This window comes from Flavobacterium cutihirudinis (assembly GCF_003385895.1).
In the GTDB taxonomy this organism is placed as follows: Bacteria; Bacteroidota; Bacteroidia; order Flavobacteriales; family Flavobacteriaceae; genus Flavobacterium; species Flavobacterium cutihirudinis.
The window spans coordinates 20,324-39,246 of record NZ_QRDQ01000012.1 but is presented as its reverse complement, the minus strand read 5'-3'; the positions used below and the strand labels follow the sequence as shown (position 1 = coordinate 39,246).

The window sequence follows — 18,923 nt, the reverse complement described above, 5'->3', positions numbered from 1 at the left end:
AACTATTTGCTGTTTTTCTTTATAATTTCCTGAGCAAGGTTAATGTAATTTACTGCACCTTTGCTTGTTGCGTCATAATTAATGATGCTTTCTCCAAAACTTGGCGCTTCACTTAATTTTACATTTCGCTGAATAACAGTTTCAAAAACCATATCATTAAAGTGTTTTTGAACTTCTTCAACAACCTGATTTGATAAACGTAATCTTGAATCGTACATGGTTAATAATAATCCTTCAATATCAAGATCTGGGTTGTGAATTTTTTGAATACTTTTAATAGTGTTCAATAATTTTCCTAATCCCTCAAGTGCAAAATATTCACATTGAATTGGAATAACTACAGAATCTGCAGCTGTCAAAGCATTTAAGGTTAATAGACCTAAAGAAGGTGCACAGTCGATAATGATATAATCATATTCGTCTTTAACACTTTCTAATGCTGTTTTAAGCATGTATTCTCTGTTTTCTTTATCGACCAATTCGATTTCGATCGCAACAAGATCAATGTGAGCAGGGATCACATCAACATTTGGTGCTGTACATTGAATAACAGTTTCTTTTGGGGTGCTGGTATGTTCAAGTATTTGGTATGTACCAGTTTCAACCGATTCCACGTCAATCCCAAGGCCAGAAGTGGCATTTGCTTGAGGATCAGCATCGATCAATAATACTTTTTTTTCTAAAACACCTAGTGAGGCTGCAAGATTTACAGATGTCGTGGTTTTTCCAACGCCTCCTTTTTGATTAGCAATCGCAATGATTTTGCCCATTTATTTTCTGAATTTTGAACCGTAAAAATACAATTATTTATGGTTTCTGAAAATCTATTTTGTTAACATTTAAGAAACTTCGGTTAATCGCGGTATGGTGCGTGTTTACAAGAATTTAATTTTTGTTACAATAAAAAATAACAGCAAAATTCTGTCCTGTTTTATTCTTGTTTTATTGCAAAAACACCAGACGGCGGAAAAAAGTAATTACAGGCCAATGCAAGTTATTAATTTTTTAAAACCTCAATTTTTACATTCATTGAACCGCTTCCTTTATTTGAAGCAATTTTCATAAAAGCTCTTTTGGTAAGATCAATTTCTCTTTTTTTACTAAAAGGTCCTCTGTCGATTACTGTTACAATAACAGATTTACTGTTTCGTTCGTTGGTGATTTTTAGTTTCGTTCCGAACGGAAATTTTTTATGCGCAGCGGTTAATTTGTTGTTGTTGAATTTTTTGCCACTTGCTGTTCTTTTTCCGTTGAATTTATCATTGTAATAAGAAGCGTGTGCGTTAATCTTATATAAGGTGTATTTTTCAGTTTCTTCTTTAGGTTCTTTATTGACTGATTTTTCTTGTGCAAAAGTAAATGTGGAAATAATTAAAATAAGATAGAGGGCTATTTTTTTCATTTTAAAATTTTTTACTGGCTTGCAAAAAACGCCTATTTTAAAAAAATATCCAAATGATTAAGTTTTATTTATAATAAGAAAAGACTTTTGTGGAGATGATCGTTCCGAAAACTTTGTGTAGAACCTATTGTTTTCGTGATCTGAATCGGGACGAGATAATCGTTCGATTGCATAAGTTGAGTTTATTGCAAAAAAAAAGTCTTTTCAAGTAAATGAAAAGACTTTTGTCGGGGTGGCAGGATTCGAACCTGCGGCCTCCTGCTCCCAAAGCAGGCGCGATAACCGGGCTACGCTACACCCCGAAGATGTATTTTGTTGTAGTGCCCGAAAGCGGATGCAAAGATATAAATTAATTTCATTTAGAAAAGGAAAAAATGAAAATAAATAAAACTTATTTTAAGATAGTTATTTCGGATTTATTTTCGGCGTTATTTTTTATAATAAAGTTTACATTTGCATCACAAAAAAACTATACACATTATGTCAGATACTATAGAAAAAATTAAATGCCTTATTATCGGTTCTGGTCCAGCGGGTTATACAGCAGCAATCTATGCTGCCAGAGCAAATATGAATCCAGTTTTGTACCAAGGAATGCAGCCAGGTGGTCAATTGACGACTACTAATGAAGTAGAGAATTTTCCTGGTTATGTTGATGGTGTTACTGGGCCGGAAATGATGATTCAGTTGCAGGAACAAGCAAAACGTTTTGGGGCAGATATCCGTGACGGTTGGGCAACGAAAGTTGATTTTTCAGGAGATATTCATAAAGTTTGGATTAACGATACTATCGAATTGCACTGCGAAACTGTTATTATTTCGACTGGTGCTTCTGCAAAATATTTAGGATTGCCATCAGAACAACATTATTTAAATATGGGTGGAGGAGTTTCTGCCTGCGCTGTTTGCGATGGATTTTTCTACAGAAATCAGGAAGTTGTAATTGTTGGAGCAGGAGATTCTGCTTGTGAAGAAGCACATTACTTATCTAAACTTTGTAAAAAAGTAACGATGTTGGTAAGAAGCGAAAAATTCAGAGCTTCAAAAATTATGGAAGAACGCGTTCGCAAAACTGAAAATATCGAAATTCTTATGAATCATGATACAGTTGAAGTTTTAGGCGATAACAACGTTGTTCATGCAATTAAAGCTTTAAACAAAACTACTGGAGAAGTTATCGAAATTCCTGCTACTGGTTTCTTCGTTGCAATTGGTCACAAACCAAATACAGACATCTTCAAAGATTATATTACGCTTGACGAAACAGGATATATCGTAAATACTCCTGGTACATCTAAAACTAATGTTGACGGTGTTTTCGTTGCCGGAGATGCTGCAGATCACGTTTACCGTCAGGCAATTACTGCCGCAGGTACTGGATGTATGGCTGCATTGGATGCTGAAAGATATTTGGCTTCTAAAGAGTAAGTTAGTCGCAGTTTTCAGTGACAGTTTTCAGTTTTTCACTGGAAAGCGAACAAGACTACAAAAAAGTCCCAATCTCAAAGATTGGGACTTTTTTATGTTTTAACATTAAGGTTTCAGACTGAAAACTGTAACTGAAAACTGCGACTGAATACTGCAACTTTTATTTCAGCTTCTTAAACAATTTTGCTTCTTCAGAAAAACGTGCTAGTTGTATTGTTGGGCTTCCATATAATGAAAGTTCTGCTTTGTCTCCAGCTGCGATTGAAATTGTGGTTTCTGCCAAGACACTTCCGACGGAAGAACTTTCTGCAGTTACATTAGCGTCTTTCAAAGTGAATTTTATTCCGGTGAAAACCGAATTATTATCAAGACGAATCGTTGCTTTTTCAGCAATTCCTTCTATAGCTGCAATTGACTTTTGATATAAATCACAGTTGAATTTAATGGCCGAGACTAATGATTTCAAAATAGAATTTTTGCTTAACTGAATTGTAGCTTCATCAGCTTTTAGATTAATTTCAGATCTTGATTTGTCATCGGAAATCAAACCAAATTTTTTAGCATTTACATTTAAATACAGTCTGGAAAAATCTAAATTATTAAAAGTAATATCGTCTAATTGTAATTCCTGAATAGCATATACTTTAGCTTCATTTTTAGTAATTACTTTATTAAAAGTATTTGTGTAGATAACATGCACAGTTAATTTCTTGAATATTGTACTTTCTTTTGAAGTATATAAACGAAGCGTTTTGTCGCGTAAATCCATACCAATAATATCATGAAGATTATCATCGGCTTCAATTCTGATTTCGTTTTTTTCTCCTCGTTCCAGATAAACTTCCAGGTTGTCATCTACTTCAAGACCATCAAAACTTCCAACTTCTTTTATAGATGTAGTTACGATTTTAGTTCCTTTTATCTTTTCTCTTTTTTGGGCAAAGCTTAATGTCGTAGCTAGCAATAATAGAAACAGGGCAGTACTTTTTTTCATTAATTTTAGATTTGATTTTGACAAATATAAAAAAATCATCCACTTTTGATGAATGATTTCTTTTATATTTAACACTTAAAAGAGGTTTATCCCTGAGAAATACTTCCTCCAGAACTAGTGTTTTTTTCAATAGTTTTAGGAGTATTGTTGTAGTTGATGTTTCCTCCGCTGCTTGCATGAGCTTTCAGACTTACGATCGGATGAACGCTTACAGTACCTCCGCTTGACGCTTCTGCATCAACTTCATTAGCTAACAAACTTGTGGCGTCTATTGAGCCTCCGCTGGAAACAGAAGTTTTTACTTTTAATGCTTTTCCTTGAACATTTATAGAACTTGCGCTTCCTGACTCGCAAGAAATATTGTCTGCCTCTATATTAACCTGCATCGATGCTGCGCTTGAAGCTTCTAAAGCTATGTTTTCTCCCTCAATAGTATTTTTAGTCTGAACGGATGATGCACTCGAAGCAGATATTTTATCAATAACCGGCATTTTTACGGTTACTTTTTTCATTGTAATGTTTTGGAAAGAATTGAATTTGCATTCAATAATAAGTGTTCCGTTCTCAACTTTGGTAACAATTTCCTTCTGAAGATTATCATCGGCTTCGACTGTAATCTCAGTTGAGTCTGATTGTTCAATAACCAGATCGATCGCATTGCTGACAGAAACATTTTTAAAATCTCCCTGAACAATTCTCTTTTCAGTTGTTAGGTTTCCGCTTCCTTCAATTGTTTTTACATTAAAGTCGCATGAAGCAACTAGTAATGCGGTAACAGCTGCAATTATAAATTTCGTAATATGTATGATTATTTTGATCATGGCTTAGTTAATTTTAATTATAACTCCGTTTTTATCAGTGGTTAGCTTTCCTTTGGTTTTTTTTCCGTTTAAAATTTCTTTTCCGTTTACCTTAATCGAAACTTCTTTTACGGTGTCATTCTCATTAATATATTCGTTGTCATTTTCATAATCATTTTCGTAGTCGTTATCATTAAATTCATTTTCATCTGCAGGGCAGTTAAGGCATTTTATTTTTGAGCCTTCAACTTTGTAGTTGTAGTCGCCGCTAAAGTGCAGGTTGAAAAAATCATTTTCAGAATCATCGTAATCTTGCACTGAAGAATCTGGTTTAAATAATTGACCTTCCGGTAAATATAAATATACGTCAACTTCTTGTCCTCTGAATTTGTTTTTTACATCTGTCAGAAAATAATTATCCAAAATTAAATGATTTCCGTTAATCTTAAAATTGTAATTGATTTTTTCTGCTCTTTGTTTTGCGCTTGAAAATGAATTTCCTCTGGCACTTTTTTCGATTTGTAAATATGCAGTAACATTGTCAGTACGCAACACATGTAAGCGAACATCATTTGAATAAATCAGATTATTGTTTGCTGAATCTTGTACAAATGTAAATTCATGATGATGATCTAAATCTTTAGCATAATAATCGTTGTATCTGAATTTTACAAAAAGAGTATCTTTTGGTGTAATGTTAAGTGTTTTTTTCTCAACAGTTTTGTTATCATAAGATATTTCAGTTGCTTGTTTGATTCCGATGCTGATAGCGATTGCAACAGCAATAATCCAGATTGCCAACAAGGTGTATTTTGTAATATTTCCGATTGATTTTAAATTCGGAGACAACAATTTAAATCCTAATAATGTCAGGAAGAAAAATGGAATTCCCACTGCAAAAAGCATCAATAATCCAAAAGACCAGATAGGATAATCAGTAAAGTTTCCGGCTTCGATAAAATTCTGCCAAGGGAAATCAATAAACACATTTGTTCCTAAAGTGAATACACCAATTAATAATAATATCAATGTAGAGATTCCGGCCATTATCAGGATTACACCCAGAAACTTAGCGAAGATTTTAAAAACCGTCATTACAAAGTCTCCAAATGAGCTACTTATTCTCTCAGCTCCCGACTTTACCTGGTTTCCCATTTTGTCATAATCTGCATTTTTGAATTTATCAGACAATGAATCAATTTCTTCGCGAACTTTTTTTTCGATGTTCGAGATCGTAACAGGTTCTCCGGTCATTTCCAGTTTTTCTGAAGTTGTTACCGCTTCAGGAGTTACAATCCAAAGTACGAAGTAAGCTAGGATTCCAGTTCCAAAACCTGCGAAAACAAATATTAAGAATACAATTTTGATCCATACAGCATCAATTCCAAAATAATGTCCTAAACCTGTTGCCACACCACCAATCATACCTTTTTCTTTGTCACGGTATAATTTTTTGTGTTTTCTTGCACCATATTCGTTGAAAGATTGATTTTGGCTTTCTTCGTCTTCAATTCGGTAATCTTCCGGTTGTCCCATCACCGCAATCACTTCATCAACGTCTTTTAAACCAACAACATGTTTTTCGCTTTTTTGTTTTTCTGTTAATAATTCAGAAACGCGCATTTCGATATCTTTAATGATTTCATCTTGTCCAGACGAATTGTTTAGTGATCGTTTTATAGCGTCAAAATAGCGTGTCAATTTTAAATATGCATCTTCATCGATGTGAAAAAACATACCGCCTAAGTTAATATTTACTGTTTTGTTCATGACTTATTGATTTTGATTGGTGATTAGTTTTACAGCGTCAGATAATTCTGTCCAGGTGCCGCTAAGTTCGTTTAAAAAAGTTTGTCCTATCTCGGTTAATCCATAATATTTTCGCGGTGGCCCTGAGGTCGATTCTTCCCAGCGATAATTAAGTAAACCATCGTTTTTCAGTCTGGTTAAGAGCGGATAAACGGTGCCCTCAACAACTAATAATTTTGCGTTTTTTAAAGTGTCTAATATTTCAGATGTATATGCGTCTTTTTCTTTTAGTACGGATAAGATGCAAAACTCAAGAACACCTTTGCGCATCTGTGCTTTTGTGTTTTCAATGTTCATAATTTCATTTTGTTTTTTTTAGATTGAACAATTCGTTTTTTGATTGATGATGATGATTGATGATTGATCTCGAATTTATTCTGTTAGAATGAGTTCGTATAACGTATAACTTTTAACTTTTTTTGTGTCACACTGAGCGGAGTCGAAGTGTTACTTTATAAAAGGAATCGTTAGCGGATATTTATATAATTCTCCGTTTGAAGCTTTTATTGAAGCATAAATCACTAAAAAGAATTCAACAAATTTTAAAACTCCAAAAAGTAAAACAGCTGTTGCGCCTACACTTAACAATCCGATATTACTCTGAAAATCAAAGTTTCTGATGTAAACATCTTCATCATTAATAATAGCTTCCAGTGGAATATTCTGTAAAACAACAGATATGAAAATCGGAATTGCAATTAAGGCTAAAATCAATGTGTAAAGCAATAAGCTCAATTGAAAATTCAATGTCTGTTTTCCGTGGTGATTTACAAATTCTGATTTGTCTTTGTAGCTCGACCAGATGATTATTGGGAAAATATAATTCCCAAACGGAATAATATATTGACTCAATGTGCTTAAATGCGTGAACGTTGCAGTGTTTCTTTCTGATGATGTTTCCATGATGAGTGGTGTTGTTGTTTCCATGATTAAAAGTATATAGTATTTTCTTATGCAAATATATGTCTAAAAGACAGTATCTTGTTTTGCATAGTACCAAATATTAACATAATTTTAACAAAGTTAAAATTGTAATTAGATCTTTAATCTGCTGAAAATCATCTGGAGTGCTTGATTTTATTAGCTTCAATTGAAAGTTTAATGAATTTATTGTGCATGCATAGTTTTTTTGTATTTTTACTAAAAAAATATATCACATGGCAGTTTCAGTTTCCAAACTCAATAAATTTGTATTGTTCAAATTACCATCAGCATACATTTGCGGTGTGCGTGTAAAAGCTATCGACAAAGACAGTTGTGTAGTTAGTGTAAAACACCGCTGGATAAATCAGAATCCGTTTAATTCTATGTATTTTGCTGTTCAGGCGATGGCAGCAGAGTTGACAACCGGAGCTTTGGTAATTTCGCAAATTCAGGAAAGTGGCCGAAAAATATCAATGTTGGTTGCCAATAACAAAGGAAACTTTACAAAGAAAGCGACAGGAAGAATAACATTTGTTTGCAATGACGGACATTTAATTGCTGAAGCTATTCAAAGAACAATAGAAACAGGCGAGGGACAAACATTCTGGATGAAATCAATTGGAACAAATGAAGAAGGTGTTCAGGTTTCTGAAATGGATTTTGAGTGGAGCGTTCGATTGAAATAAATTATTCCATTTTATTATATATAAATGACCAGTACAAAACTGGTCATTTTTTTTTGCCTCTTTTTGAGTGATTTGTTTGTAAATATTTGTTTGTCAGGTATTTTGTTTTTTACTGTTGCTTTTTTATGCACTTTTCTTTCGTAATTTTATTCAACAATTATTATTTGGAAGGTAAGAGAAACATTCATTTTGTCTTAATTTAATAGTAATAGTTTTACTTGAAATTTAGTTTGTATTTACATTTGTCTAAAAAAAAGTAAGAATTTATGGATGATAAAAAACAAGTATTTCAGACCACCACTCAAAAACGCTGGAAAACTTTTCAATGGTCTAGCCGATTAATTGTATTTGTACTCATTTTAATGATTCCAGTTTTTTACATCACGTTAAAAAGAGGACTAAAGCCAGAGTTACCACTTTTAGCCAATAGCAGTAAAGCAGGACGGATTTTAGATAATCCAGTTACGCCCAAACAATTGACTGATAAAGAACTTAAAAAGTTCAAAGGATTTGATTACTTCTTAAGAGCAAAAACTAAAATTGAAAAATTAAAAAATCAGCCGGTAATTCACAAAACGACATCAGAAGTTCGTGCGGCTTTTTATGTTGATTGGGATCCGCAAAGTTTATTTTCTCTGCAGAAAAATATTGACAAACTCAATATGGTAGTTCCAGAATGGTTTTTTATTGATCCAAAAACCGATTTGCTCCGTACAGAAATTGATACTGCAGCCCTAAAAGTAATGAAAAAGGGAAAAGTAAAAATCCTTCCTTTAATCAATAATATAAATGAATCTCTTGGCGAAGGCGAATTTGATGGCGATCTTATTCACCGCATTCTTCATGATCCAAACAAAAGAGAAAGGCTTATAAATGATATTGCAAAAACATTAAAAAAATATGATTTACAAGGAATAAATATTGATTTTGAGGAATTTAAAGAAAATAGCGACGAGCCGATAATTGCTTTTCAGAAAGCACTATACGAAAAATTACATCCGCTTGGATATCTGGTTTCGCAGGATATTATGGCCGGAGACGATGATTTTAATATAAAAGCATTGGCCAAATACAATGATTATATATTCTTGATGGCTTATGATGAACATTATGCCAGCAGTATTCCGGGAGAAATCAGCGGTCAAAAATGGATCGAAAGAATCGTCGATAAAACCGCAAAAGAAGTTCCATCAGATAAAATTATTCTTTGTTTTGCCGGTTATGGTTACGATTGGCAGGAAAAACAAGAAGGCGAAACCATAACCTACGACCAGGCAATTGCCATTGCAAAACAGCATAATGCAACCATAAAATTTGATAATAATACCTATAATAACTCTTTTAAATATACTGATAGCAACGGAAAAAAGCATGAAGTAGATTTTGAAGATGCGGCGACAAATTTTAATACAATACGATTTAGCGACGAATATGGTTTGGCCGGAACCGCTTTATGGCGTTTAGGTAGTGAAGATCAGCGTTTGTGGAGTTTTTATCATCGAAGCTTAACAAGTGAAAGTATCAATAAAAAGCCTTTTGATTTTAATGTAATGAAACGTGTCAATACGCGAATTGAAAGTCCGGCTTATATTGGCGATGGAGAAATTTTAAATGTTATTGCTGATCCAGCGCCAGGAAAAATTGATTTAGAAATCGATAAAGATGAAGATATTATTACGGAACAGAAATATGTTGAATTACCTACAAAATACGTTATCAGCAAATTTGGAAATGTAAACAAACAAGTCATTTTAACTTTTGATGATGGCCCAGATCCTACTTATACTCCGCAGATTTTAGATATTTTAAAAAAAGAAAAAGTGCCGGCGGTATTTTTTGTTATTGGTATTCAGGCCGAAGATAATATTCCGTTGTTGCAACGAATTTACAAAGAAGGCCATGAAATAGGCAATCATACTTTTACGCATCCAAATATTGCTTTGGTAAGTCCCGATCGAGCTGCAAAAGAAATGGAAACAACCCGATTATTAATCGAAGCCGTTACCGGAAAAAGCACAGTTCTTTTTAGAGCGCCTTACAATGCAGATGCCGAACCAACAACGGAAGCTGAACTGAAACCAATTGCCTTAAGCAAAGCGCAAAACTATTATACAGTTGGAGAAAGTATCGACCCGAATGATTGGGAAAAAGGCGTAAGCGCCGATTCGGTATACATTAGAACCATAAAACAATATGAGGCAAATCCTGATAAAGGAATTATTTTGCTTCACGATGCAGGTGGAAACAGAGAGTCTACAGTTAAAGCTTTACCTCGAATTATTAAATATTTTAAAGACAGACATATTCAGTTTACAACCGTTGCTCATTTGCTTGGTAAAACCAAAGATGAAATTATGCCCGAAGCTAAAGGACCATTTATTTCATTGGATAATTTTATTTTTGATTTTGGATATTGGTTTGGGCATTTTATTACAGCCACTTTTTGGGTTGCAATCTTTTTAGGTTTTCTAAGAATTGCGTTGATGGCAATAATGGCTTTTATAAAAAAATGGAAAGACCATAAATATCCGCTGGTTTATAAATCTTCAGGAGGAATTTTTCCGAAAGTGAGCATTATTGTCCCAGCTTATAATGAGGAAATAAACGCTGTAAAAACAATCGAAAATTTACTGGGTCAGGATTATCCGGATTTTGATATCGTGTTTGTTGATGATGGATCGAAAGATAAAACTTTTGCTATGATTAATGACGCTTTCGCGGATAATCCGAAAGTGAAAATCAATACCAAACCAAATGGAGGAAAAGCATCAGCCTTGAATTATGGAATTAAATTAACAGAAAATGAATATGTAGTTTGTATTGATGCCGATACACAACTTAAAACAGATGCTATTTCGCAGTTAATGAAAGGTTTTAGAATTCAATTAAAAGATAATGCAGAAGTAGGAGCCATTGCAGGAAATGTAAAAGTAGGAAACGAAAATACAATGTTGACCAAATGGCAAAGTATTGAATATACAACAGCGCAGAATTTTGATCGAAGAGCTTTTGATTTAATCAACGGAATTACAGTGGTTCCCGGAGCAATTGGTGCATTTAAAAAAGAAGCAATTCAAAAAGCTGGAGGTTTTACAACAGACACGCTCGCAGAAGATTGTGATTTAACGATTCGCATCTTAAGAAATGATTATCATATTATAAACTGTATTGAAGCCGTAGCAATTACAGAAGCTCCGGAAAGTTTAAAAGAATTTATGAAACAGCGTTTCCGTTGGAGTTACGGAATTATGCAGGCATTTTGGAAAAACAGAGATGCCTGTTTTAATCCGAGATATAAAGGTTTAGGAATGGTGGCGCTTCCAAATATTCTTCTCTTTCAAATTGTTTTGCCAATTTTTGCGCCTTTAGCCGATTTGGTTCTAATTATAAGTTTAATCTGGAATCACAATGACCCAGACAGTCTTCATAAAATATTGATTTATTACATTGCTTTTATGTTGGTAGACATGCTGGTTAGTGTTGTCGCTTTTATTTTCGAAAAAGAAAAACTAACGAAATTGATATGGCTAATTCCACAACGATTTGTGTACCGACAATTAATGTATGTGATTTTATTTAGAGCGTTAAGAAGAGCCATAAAAGGCGAAAGCCAAAGTTGGGGAGTTTTAACACGAACTGGAAATGTTGCCACCGTGAAATAGGTTTTTGCCACGAATTCCACGAATTTTCACGAATTATTTTTTTATTCCTGCATTTAAAATTTGTGAAAATTCGTGGAATTCGTGGCAAAAAAAAGACCTCAATAATTTGAGGTCCTTTTCTTGAAATTAGTATTTCAATTATTTTTTAACGCAACAAGATTTTTTATCTTTTTTCTCTGTTGTTTTTTTACAGCAAGATTCTTTTTTTGCTTTTTCTTTTTTAGGTGTAGTATCTTGCGCATTTACGCCAATTGTAAATAAAGCAACAGTAAGGATTGTAACTACTTTTGTCATTTTGATTTAATTTATTTTTGTTAGAGAATTGTAATTGGTGAATCAAATATAGTAACATTTCTTAAGGTTGATTCTTACAATTTAGTTAATGTTTTGATAATAATATGTGATTGAAAATTAAGTAATAGATCCATATTGTATTTTATCAACAACCCATTTATTTTTACTTTTTAATATAAATTCGATAAACGCATTCACCTATATCACTTCAAGCGATTCCTTGTAATTCGTGAAGTCCCTAAGGGACAAATTTAAATGCGGTTTATTTTTTTCTACCGATATTTTATCTCTACGAGATACCTTTTCAGACACTCCGCTAGGAGTATAATATCGGTAGAAAAGAAAGGAACATTCCAATGTCCCATAGGGACTACACTTCTTTAGTTTTTACTTTTTATTATAAATTCGATAAACGCATTCACCTATATCATTTCAAGTGATTGCTTGCAATTCGTACAGTCCCTAAGGGACAAATTTAAATGCGGTTTATTTTTTCTACCGATATTTTATCTCTATGAGATACCTTTTCAGACACTCCGCTAGGAGTATAATATCGGTAGAAAAAGAAAGGAACATTCCAATGTCCCATAGGGACTACACTTCTTTAATAATTCAAATTAACTCCAAAACCAATTCCCATATCGCTGTCATAATGTGTCGTAATTCCGAAATTTCTCGCCACAATATATTTTAAACCAGCCATATATTCTTTATCAGTATTCCACATTAAATTCATTCGAAGTCTTTGCGAAAGCGGAATATCTTTTCGTTCAAATTGTACTCTGACATTTCCATCCGTATAAACCTCAACTTGTGCTTTTATGAGCATTGGTAAAGTGTATTCAAGACCCGCGCTAAAAACGGAACGGTTGTCTTTGGTATTTTTTTGACCAAAAAGATTCTGTTCCTGTTCGTCCATTCCCATCTTTCGGTAGCGCCAGTCAAAACCAATAAAAGGCATCAGCATTTGATTTTTGCCAATGTAACGGCCAATGTGAGTTTCCGTTTCATAACCGTGTTTGTCATTGTAACCCAATCTCCATTCCGTTCCAATGCTCCAACGCGTGTTGCTAAACATCGCTTCACCGTCATTTCCGTTGGTTGCAAAATCATTTTCAGCCATAAAATGAAACATGCGATCATCCATTTTCAACATTTTAAAAGCCATTTCAGGATGATGAATCAACGGATTTGGAGCTGAATTTTCATAACTAAAAATTCTTCCCATTCCAGCCATCATGTGATATAAAATATGACAGTGAAAAAACCAGTCACCATCAGCATTTGCCTGAAACTCGATGGTATCGGTTTCCATTGGCATAATGTCAATCACATTTTTTAGTGGAGAATAATCGCCATGTTCATTCAGAATTCTAAAATCGTGCCCATGCAAATGCATTGGATGTCGCATCATCGAACCATTGTATAAAACGATACGAACATTTTCTCCTTTTTTAATTAAAATTTTATCGGTTTCAGAAACCACTTTATTGTCCAAACTCCAAACGTAGCGATTCATATTTCCAGATAAAGTAAAACGCAATTCTTTTACTGGAGCATCTTTTGGAAGGTTGGTTTTGAATGGAGATTTCAACATTCCGTAATTCAAAGTCACAATTTCGGATGTTTCGGTGCTATCGTTTTCCATTTTCATCTCTTCCATATTATGATTCGAATGATCCATTGCAGGTTTAGAATTTTCATCTTCACCTGAAATTTCAGGATACATTACGGCATTCATGTCCATTTTATTCAAAGACATATTCATACCCATGTCATTCATGTCGCCGTTCATTTTCATCATATCGTTCATCATTTTCATACCTTCAAAATATTTTAATTTCGAAAGATGATGAACAGGCTGTTTTTCTCCATTTCCTAAAAATAAAGATGCAGATCCCGTTCGGTCTTCGGCTGTAGCCAAAAAAGCAAAAGATTTATGGTCTTCCGGAATGGTAACCACAACATCATAAGTTTCAGAAACCGCAATAATCAAGCGATCTACTTCTACAGGTTCAACATCATTTCCATCGCTGGCTACAACTGTGATTTTTCCTCCGCCGTAAGTCAGCCAGAAATAACTGGAAGCGCCTCCGTTGGCAATTCGCAATCGGACTTTTGAGCCTGGTTTAAGATCTGAAAACTGTTGTTCGTTTTTTCCGTTGATTAAAAACTTTTCATAATAAACATCGCTGACATCCATCGCATTCATTCGTTTCCATTCGTTGGTTACTTTGGTCGAAAAATGTCCTTGTTTGATTGCTTCGGCATAACTTTGCGTTGTTCCTTTTTTAATTGCAAACCAATCATTGGCATTATGAAGCATTCGCTGAATATTCTCTGGTTTCAGATCTGACCATTCACTTAAAATAACTGGAATTGTCGGTAAATCATCAATTCCTTTTCGAATAGTTGAATCGTCTTTTTTCTTATTGATGATGAAAAGTCCGTACAAACCAATTTGTTCCTGCAAACCAGAATGACTGTGATACCAATACGTTCCATTCTGAATAATTGGAAAAGTATATTTGTGAGTTGTTCCAGGCTCAATTGGCATTTGCGTTAAATAGGGAACTCCGTCTTCTTTATTTGGTAGAAATAATCCGTGCCAGTGCATCGAAGTGGTTTCTTTTTTTAATTCGTTATGCACATAAATTTCGGCAATATCACCTTCGGTAAAAGTCAGAGTCGGCATCGGAATTTGTCCGTTTACCGCAATCGCACGTTTTTCTTTGCCCGAAAAATTGACAATCGTATCGCGAACATGCAAATCGTAACGCACTACTTTCTGTGCCTTCATTTGAAAAGCGATTAAGAAAAATATAAAGATGTATTTGATTTTCATGATAAATTATAATTTTAAATCGTTGGTCTACATTGAACACAATTTATTTTTAACACATAGAGACATTCCCGATAGCTATCGGGATTTTGTCTAAAAAAAGAGAATAAAAGAAACTAGTTTCCACACATAGCTATGTGTATTGATGCAAGTGAAACGCCTTTACTCACAATGCAAAGCTATGTTACTATGGGTTGAAATAATTATGCCCAACCTACAATTTTAGATTTCTCAATCGCAAAGCATTTACGATTACTGAAACAGAACTTAAACTCATTGCCACTGCAGCCAACATCGGCGAAAGCAAAATCCCTAAAAACGGATATAAAATTCCGGCAGCAATAGGCACGCCCAAAGTATTGTAGATAAAAGCAAAAAATAGATTCTGTTTGATATTTGACATTACGGCATGGCTGAGGTTTTTGGCTTTTACAATTCCGTTTAAATCGCCTTTAACCAAAGTTATTTTGGCACTTTCGATAGCAACATCAGTCCCGGTTCCCATTGCAATTCCAATGTTGGATTGAGCCAAAGCAGGCGCATCGTTAATACCGTCGCCCGCCATTGCAACAATTTTTCCTTCCGCCTGAAGACGTTCAATTTCTTTTAATTTATCTTGAGGAAGACAATCCGCTTTAAAAGAACTCAAATGTAAATGCTCTGCAACGGCTTTTGCGGTATTATGATTGTCGCCCGTCATCATGATAACCTCAACTCCTTGAGCGATTAATTCCTTAATAGCTTTTGCACTGTTTTCTTTGATAGCATCGGTAATCGCAACATAACCTAAAACTTCTTTTTCAATTGCGATATATGAAATAGTTTTTCCAAGATTTTGTTCGGCAGTTACTTTTTGTTCTAAATCACTAGAAACAGAAACGCCGATTTCTTCCATTAATTTTTTATTTCCTAAAGCAACTTTTTTATTTTCGATAGTTCCTAAAACTCCTTTTCCAGCAATAGTTTCAAAACCTTGAACTTCTTTGAATGAACTATTTTTTGCTTTCGCGAAATTGACTACGGCTTGCGCCAAAGGATGCTCACTATGCTGATTTAACGAGGCAATGTTTTGAAGCAGAAAATCTTCATTATTATTAATGGCATATATTTTTTCTACAGATGGTTTTCCTTCGGTAATTGTTCCTGTTTTATCTGTGATCAAAACATCAATTTTATTCATGTTCTCTAAGGCTTCGGCATTTTTAATTAAAATTCCGTTTTGAGCTCCTTTTCCAACACCAACCATAACCGACATTGGAGTTGCTAATCCAAGCGCACAAGGACAAGCGATAATTAAAACTGCAATTGCATTAATCAATCCGTAAACGTAAGCGGGTTCCGGACCAAATTTTGCCCAAAGAAAGAATGTTAAAATCGAAATAATTACAACAGTCGGCACAAAATATTTAGAAACGCGATCGGCTAATTTCTGAATTGGAGCACGAGATCTGCTGGCATCGTTTACCATTTGAATAATCTGCGAAAGCATTGTTTCTGAGCCTACTTTTTCGGCAATCATAACAAGCGATTTTGTACCATTTATGGTTCCGGAAATCACGGCATCGTCCACTTTTTTATCAACCGGAATTGGTTCTCCGGTAATCATCGATTCATCAATGTTACTTTCGCCAGAAATTATTTTTCCGTCAACGGGAATTTTTTCTCCGGGCTTTACGCGAAGTAAATCACCTTTTTTAATATTGTGAATGGAGATTATTTTGTCTATTCCGTTTTCTACCAAAGTAGCTTCTGTTGGTGTTAATTTCAATAATTCTTTGATTGCACCATTAGTTTGTCCGTGGGCTTTGGCTTCCAATAATTGTCCTAATAAAACTAAAGTGATAATTACTGTTGCAGCTTCAAAATACAAATGAATGGTTCCGTGATGTGATTTGAATTCGGCTGGAAAAATATCAGGAAAAAACATTCCAACAATACTAAAAAGGAATGCAACGCTGGTTCCAATTCCGATTAAAGTAAACATGTTTAAATTCCAAGTCACAATCGATTTGTAAGCGCGAACAAAAAACATCCAGCCTGCATAAAATAAAACTGGAATTGAAAATAAAAGCTGAACCCAATTCCATTTTTCAATTGACATTATATTGTAAAGCGGATTATTTGGAATCATTTCTGACATTGAAATAATGAAAATTGGAAGCGTAAACAAAATCGCGATTTTCATTTTCTTCAATAAATCAGAATACGTTTTGTTTTCTTCGTTTTCAGAAGCCTGCATCGGAACTAAATCCATTCCGCAGATCGGACAATCTCCAGGCTCGTTTGATACAATTTCAGGATGCATCGGACAAGTAAATTGTGTTGCAGTTATGGCAACTTGCGGCACTAAATCCATTCCGCAAACTGGGCAATCACCAGGTTTATTGTAGGTTTTGTCACCTTCGCAATGCATTGGACAGTAATAAACGCCATTTGCACTATGCTGATGTACTTTTTTAGTTTCTGCTTTATTATGATTGTGGTTCTCTTTTTTATGACCTGAACAACAAGATTTTTCAGCTGTCTCAGAATGGTTTTTTGGAGAATCCATTTCGATAGTATAATTTCCTGCCGCAGATAAAACTTCCTGAAATTTTTCAGTAGCAACATGTTTATCCATTGTTATCGTAGCAGTTGGCGGATTCAACGTTACTTCTGCCTGAACGCCTTCAATTTCATTCAAAGTTTTTTCTACTTTGGTTCGGCATCCATTGCAAGACATTCCTGAAATTATATATTGATGAGTCATTGTATTGGTTTTTAAGTATTACAATGCAAATTTCCGAAGTATCTATGAGTTCGGTTTGTAGAATTTTGGGAATGATTTGTAAGATTTACGAAATGGATAAATATGGTTTTATCTCTCGCAGATTCCGCAGATTCCGCAGATATTTTTTAGATTATTAAAATTAAATCTGCTCAATCTGCGGAATCTGCGAGAGAATAATTTTTCGTATTGAAAATTATATATTCTCAATCTGAATACGCATTTTATCTTTTGATTGCTTAAACGAAGTAGGAGTAAAGCCCGTAATTTTCTTGAATTGATTGCTTAAATGCGCCACATTGCTATAATTTAAAATGTCTGCAATTTCGCTTAGCGAAAGCTCATTGTAAATCAATAATTCTTTTACCTTTTCAATTTTTTGGCTGATGAAATACTTTTCGATTGTGGTATTTTCAATTTCCGAAAAAAGATTACTTAATGAATTATAATCCTGATTTAAGTTTTCTGCCAGATATTCAGATAAATTGATTTTTAAATCATTGTTTTTATGATGAACCAAATCAACTATTAGATTTTTTATCTTCTCTATTGTTTTGGTTTTTTTGTCATCCAGTAAATCAAAGCCTAAATCTTGCAGGTTTTTTAATAAAACTTCTTTTTGAGAATCGTTAATATCATCTTTAAGTTCCACTTCACCCAATTCTACAGAAATAGTTTGGAGTCCGAGTTTTTCAAACTCAGACTCCACAACCATTTTACATCGGGCACACACCATGTTTTTGATGTAGAGCTTCATATTTATTTGATAGTTTCTACCACGTTTCCGCAAGTTAGCATTGATGAACCGTAATATGGATTCTTAACTGCTTTTTCTTTGCTTAACCAGTCAGCATCGGCCATTGGACAATATTGTTTGTAGATTGGCTGGTCTGGACTTGAAACTTTTATTAAATCATAAGTGCTTTTTGATAATGATTTAAAAGTATCACGTTGTTTTTTAAGATCTGTAGTAGACGAAATACTTTTGGCGTCTGCAGTTAGTTTCTTAACCACTTTCATCCAAACAGTATGTTCGTTACTTTTTAGTTTGTCCATTTTAACTGAGCTAATGGCAGTTAGTAAGTCTTTGGCTTTCGCCGAAGTCAGCTTACTGTCACTTTTGATGAGTGCGTCTTTTACAGTAAAATAAGCATCGTAAACAGATTGCAACTGAGAATCTGCAATTTCGATTGCTTTTAATTCAGAATTATTGGTTTTTGCCTGAATAGTATTTGCACTAAATAATACGGTAAGCGCTGTTGCTAAAGCTATGATTGATTTTTTCATTGTATATGATATTTGGTAAAGGATTTTA

General features: G+C 34.0%; 15 protein-coding genes and 1 tRNA gene. 3 read left to right on the top strand and 13 right to left on the bottom strand.

Annotated elements, in window-relative coordinates; translation table 11 throughout:
- Positions 1-2: 2 nt before the first annotated feature.
- From BD847_RS18285 to BD847_RS18275, 3 genes are all read right to left on the bottom strand, one after another.
- Positions 3-770, bottom strand: a complete 768-nt coding sequence (locus BD847_RS18285; protein WP_115889714.1) for a ParA family protein — start codon at positions 768-770, stop codon at positions 3-5.
- 227 nt (positions 771-997) lie between these two features.
- Entirely contained in the window at positions 998-1,402 is a 405-nt protein-coding gene (locus tag BD847_RS18280) for a septal ring lytic transglycosylase RlpA family protein (RefSeq protein WP_115889713.1), read from the bottom strand.
- A 227-nt stretch (positions 1,403-1,629) separates the two neighbouring features.
- A tRNA-Pro gene (locus BD847_RS18275) sits at positions 1,630-1,704 on the bottom strand.
- 178 nt (positions 1,705-1,882) lie between these two features.
- On the opposite strand from BD847_RS18275, the gene trxB reads away from it, so the two are divergent.
- A complete protein-coding gene (gene trxB / locus BD847_RS18270) occupies positions 1,883-2,830 on the top strand; it encodes a thioredoxin-disulfide reductase (RefSeq protein ID WP_115889712.1) in 948 nt (315 codons plus the stop codon).
- Between the two features lie 160 nt (positions 2,831-2,990).
- Here the strand turns inward: trxB and BD847_RS18265 are convergent, their stop codons facing one another.
- From BD847_RS18265 to BD847_RS18245, 5 genes are all read right to left on the bottom strand, one after another.
- Positions 2,991-3,824, bottom strand: coding sequence for a GIN domain-containing protein (locus tag BD847_RS18265; protein ID WP_244201635.1), 834 nt, complete (start codon positions 3,822-3,824; stop codon positions 2,991-2,993).
- A gap of 86 nt (positions 3,825-3,910) precedes the next feature.
- Positions 3,911-4,645, bottom strand: coding sequence for a head GIN domain-containing protein (locus tag BD847_RS18260; protein ID WP_115889711.1), 735 nt, complete (start codon positions 4,643-4,645; stop codon positions 3,911-3,913).
- Positions 4,646-4,648: 3 nt separating this feature from the next.
- A complete protein-coding gene (locus tag BD847_RS18255) occupies positions 4,649-6,394 on the bottom strand; it encodes a PspC domain-containing protein (protein WP_115889710.1) in 1,746 nt (581 codons plus the stop codon).
- Positions 6,395-6,397: 3 nt separating this feature from the next.
- The gene (locus BD847_RS18250) at positions 6,398-6,730 is read right to left on the bottom strand and encodes a PadR family transcriptional regulator (RefSeq protein WP_017498072.1); all 333 of its coding nucleotides are present in this window, start codon (positions 6,728-6,730) and stop codon (positions 6,398-6,400) included.
- 150 nt (positions 6,731-6,880) lie between these two features.
- Positions 6,881-7,360 carry a DUF4870 domain-containing protein gene (locus BD847_RS18245; RefSeq protein WP_115889709.1) on the bottom strand — a complete coding sequence of 160 codons (480 nt, stop codon included), beginning with the start codon at positions 7,358-7,360 and terminating at the stop codon, positions 6,881-6,883.
- Positions 7,361-7,590: 230 nt separating this feature from the next.
- Between BD847_RS18245 and BD847_RS18240 the strand changes: the two genes are divergently transcribed.
- Positions 7,591-8,043, top strand: a complete 453-nt coding sequence (locus BD847_RS18240; RefSeq protein ID WP_115889708.1) for a DUF4442 domain-containing protein — start codon at positions 7,591-7,593, stop codon at positions 8,041-8,043.
- Positions 8,044-8,309: 266 nt separating this feature from the next.
- A complete protein-coding gene (locus BD847_RS18235) occupies positions 8,310-11,705 on the top strand; it encodes a polysaccharide deacetylase family protein (protein ID WP_115889707.1) in 3,396 nt (1,131 codons plus the stop codon).
- A 138-nt stretch (positions 11,706-11,843) separates the two neighbouring features.
- Here BD847_RS18235 and BD847_RS20875 read toward each other — a convergent pair whose 3' ends face one another.
- From BD847_RS20875 to BD847_RS18215, 5 genes are all read right to left on the bottom strand, one after another.
- Positions 11,844-11,999, bottom strand: coding sequence for a hypothetical protein (locus BD847_RS20875; protein WP_167443887.1), 156 nt, complete (start codon positions 11,997-11,999; stop codon positions 11,844-11,846).
- Positions 12,000-12,603: 604 nt separating this feature from the next.
- Positions 12,604-14,844 carry a multicopper oxidase family protein gene (locus BD847_RS18230; RefSeq protein WP_115889706.1) on the bottom strand — a complete coding sequence of 747 codons (2,241 nt, stop codon included), beginning with the start codon at positions 14,842-14,844 and terminating at the stop codon, positions 12,604-12,606.
- A 211-nt stretch (positions 14,845-15,055) separates the two neighbouring features.
- Positions 15,056-17,590: a heavy metal translocating P-type ATPase gene (locus BD847_RS18225; protein WP_115889705.1), complete on the bottom strand. Its 2,535-nt coding sequence runs from the start codon at positions 17,588-17,590 to the stop codon at positions 15,056-15,058.
- Between the two features lie 214 nt (positions 17,591-17,804).
- Positions 17,805-18,365, bottom strand: coding sequence for an AraC family transcriptional regulator (locus BD847_RS18220; RefSeq protein WP_115889704.1), 561 nt, complete (start codon positions 18,363-18,365; stop codon positions 17,805-17,807).
- A 2-nt stretch (positions 18,366-18,367) separates the two neighbouring features.
- Complete coding sequence (locus BD847_RS18215; RefSeq protein WP_115889703.1) at positions 18,368-18,895, bottom strand: DUF3347 domain-containing protein; 528 nt, start codon at positions 18,893-18,895, stop codon at positions 18,368-18,370.
- Positions 18,896-18,923: the final 28 nt, after the last annotated feature.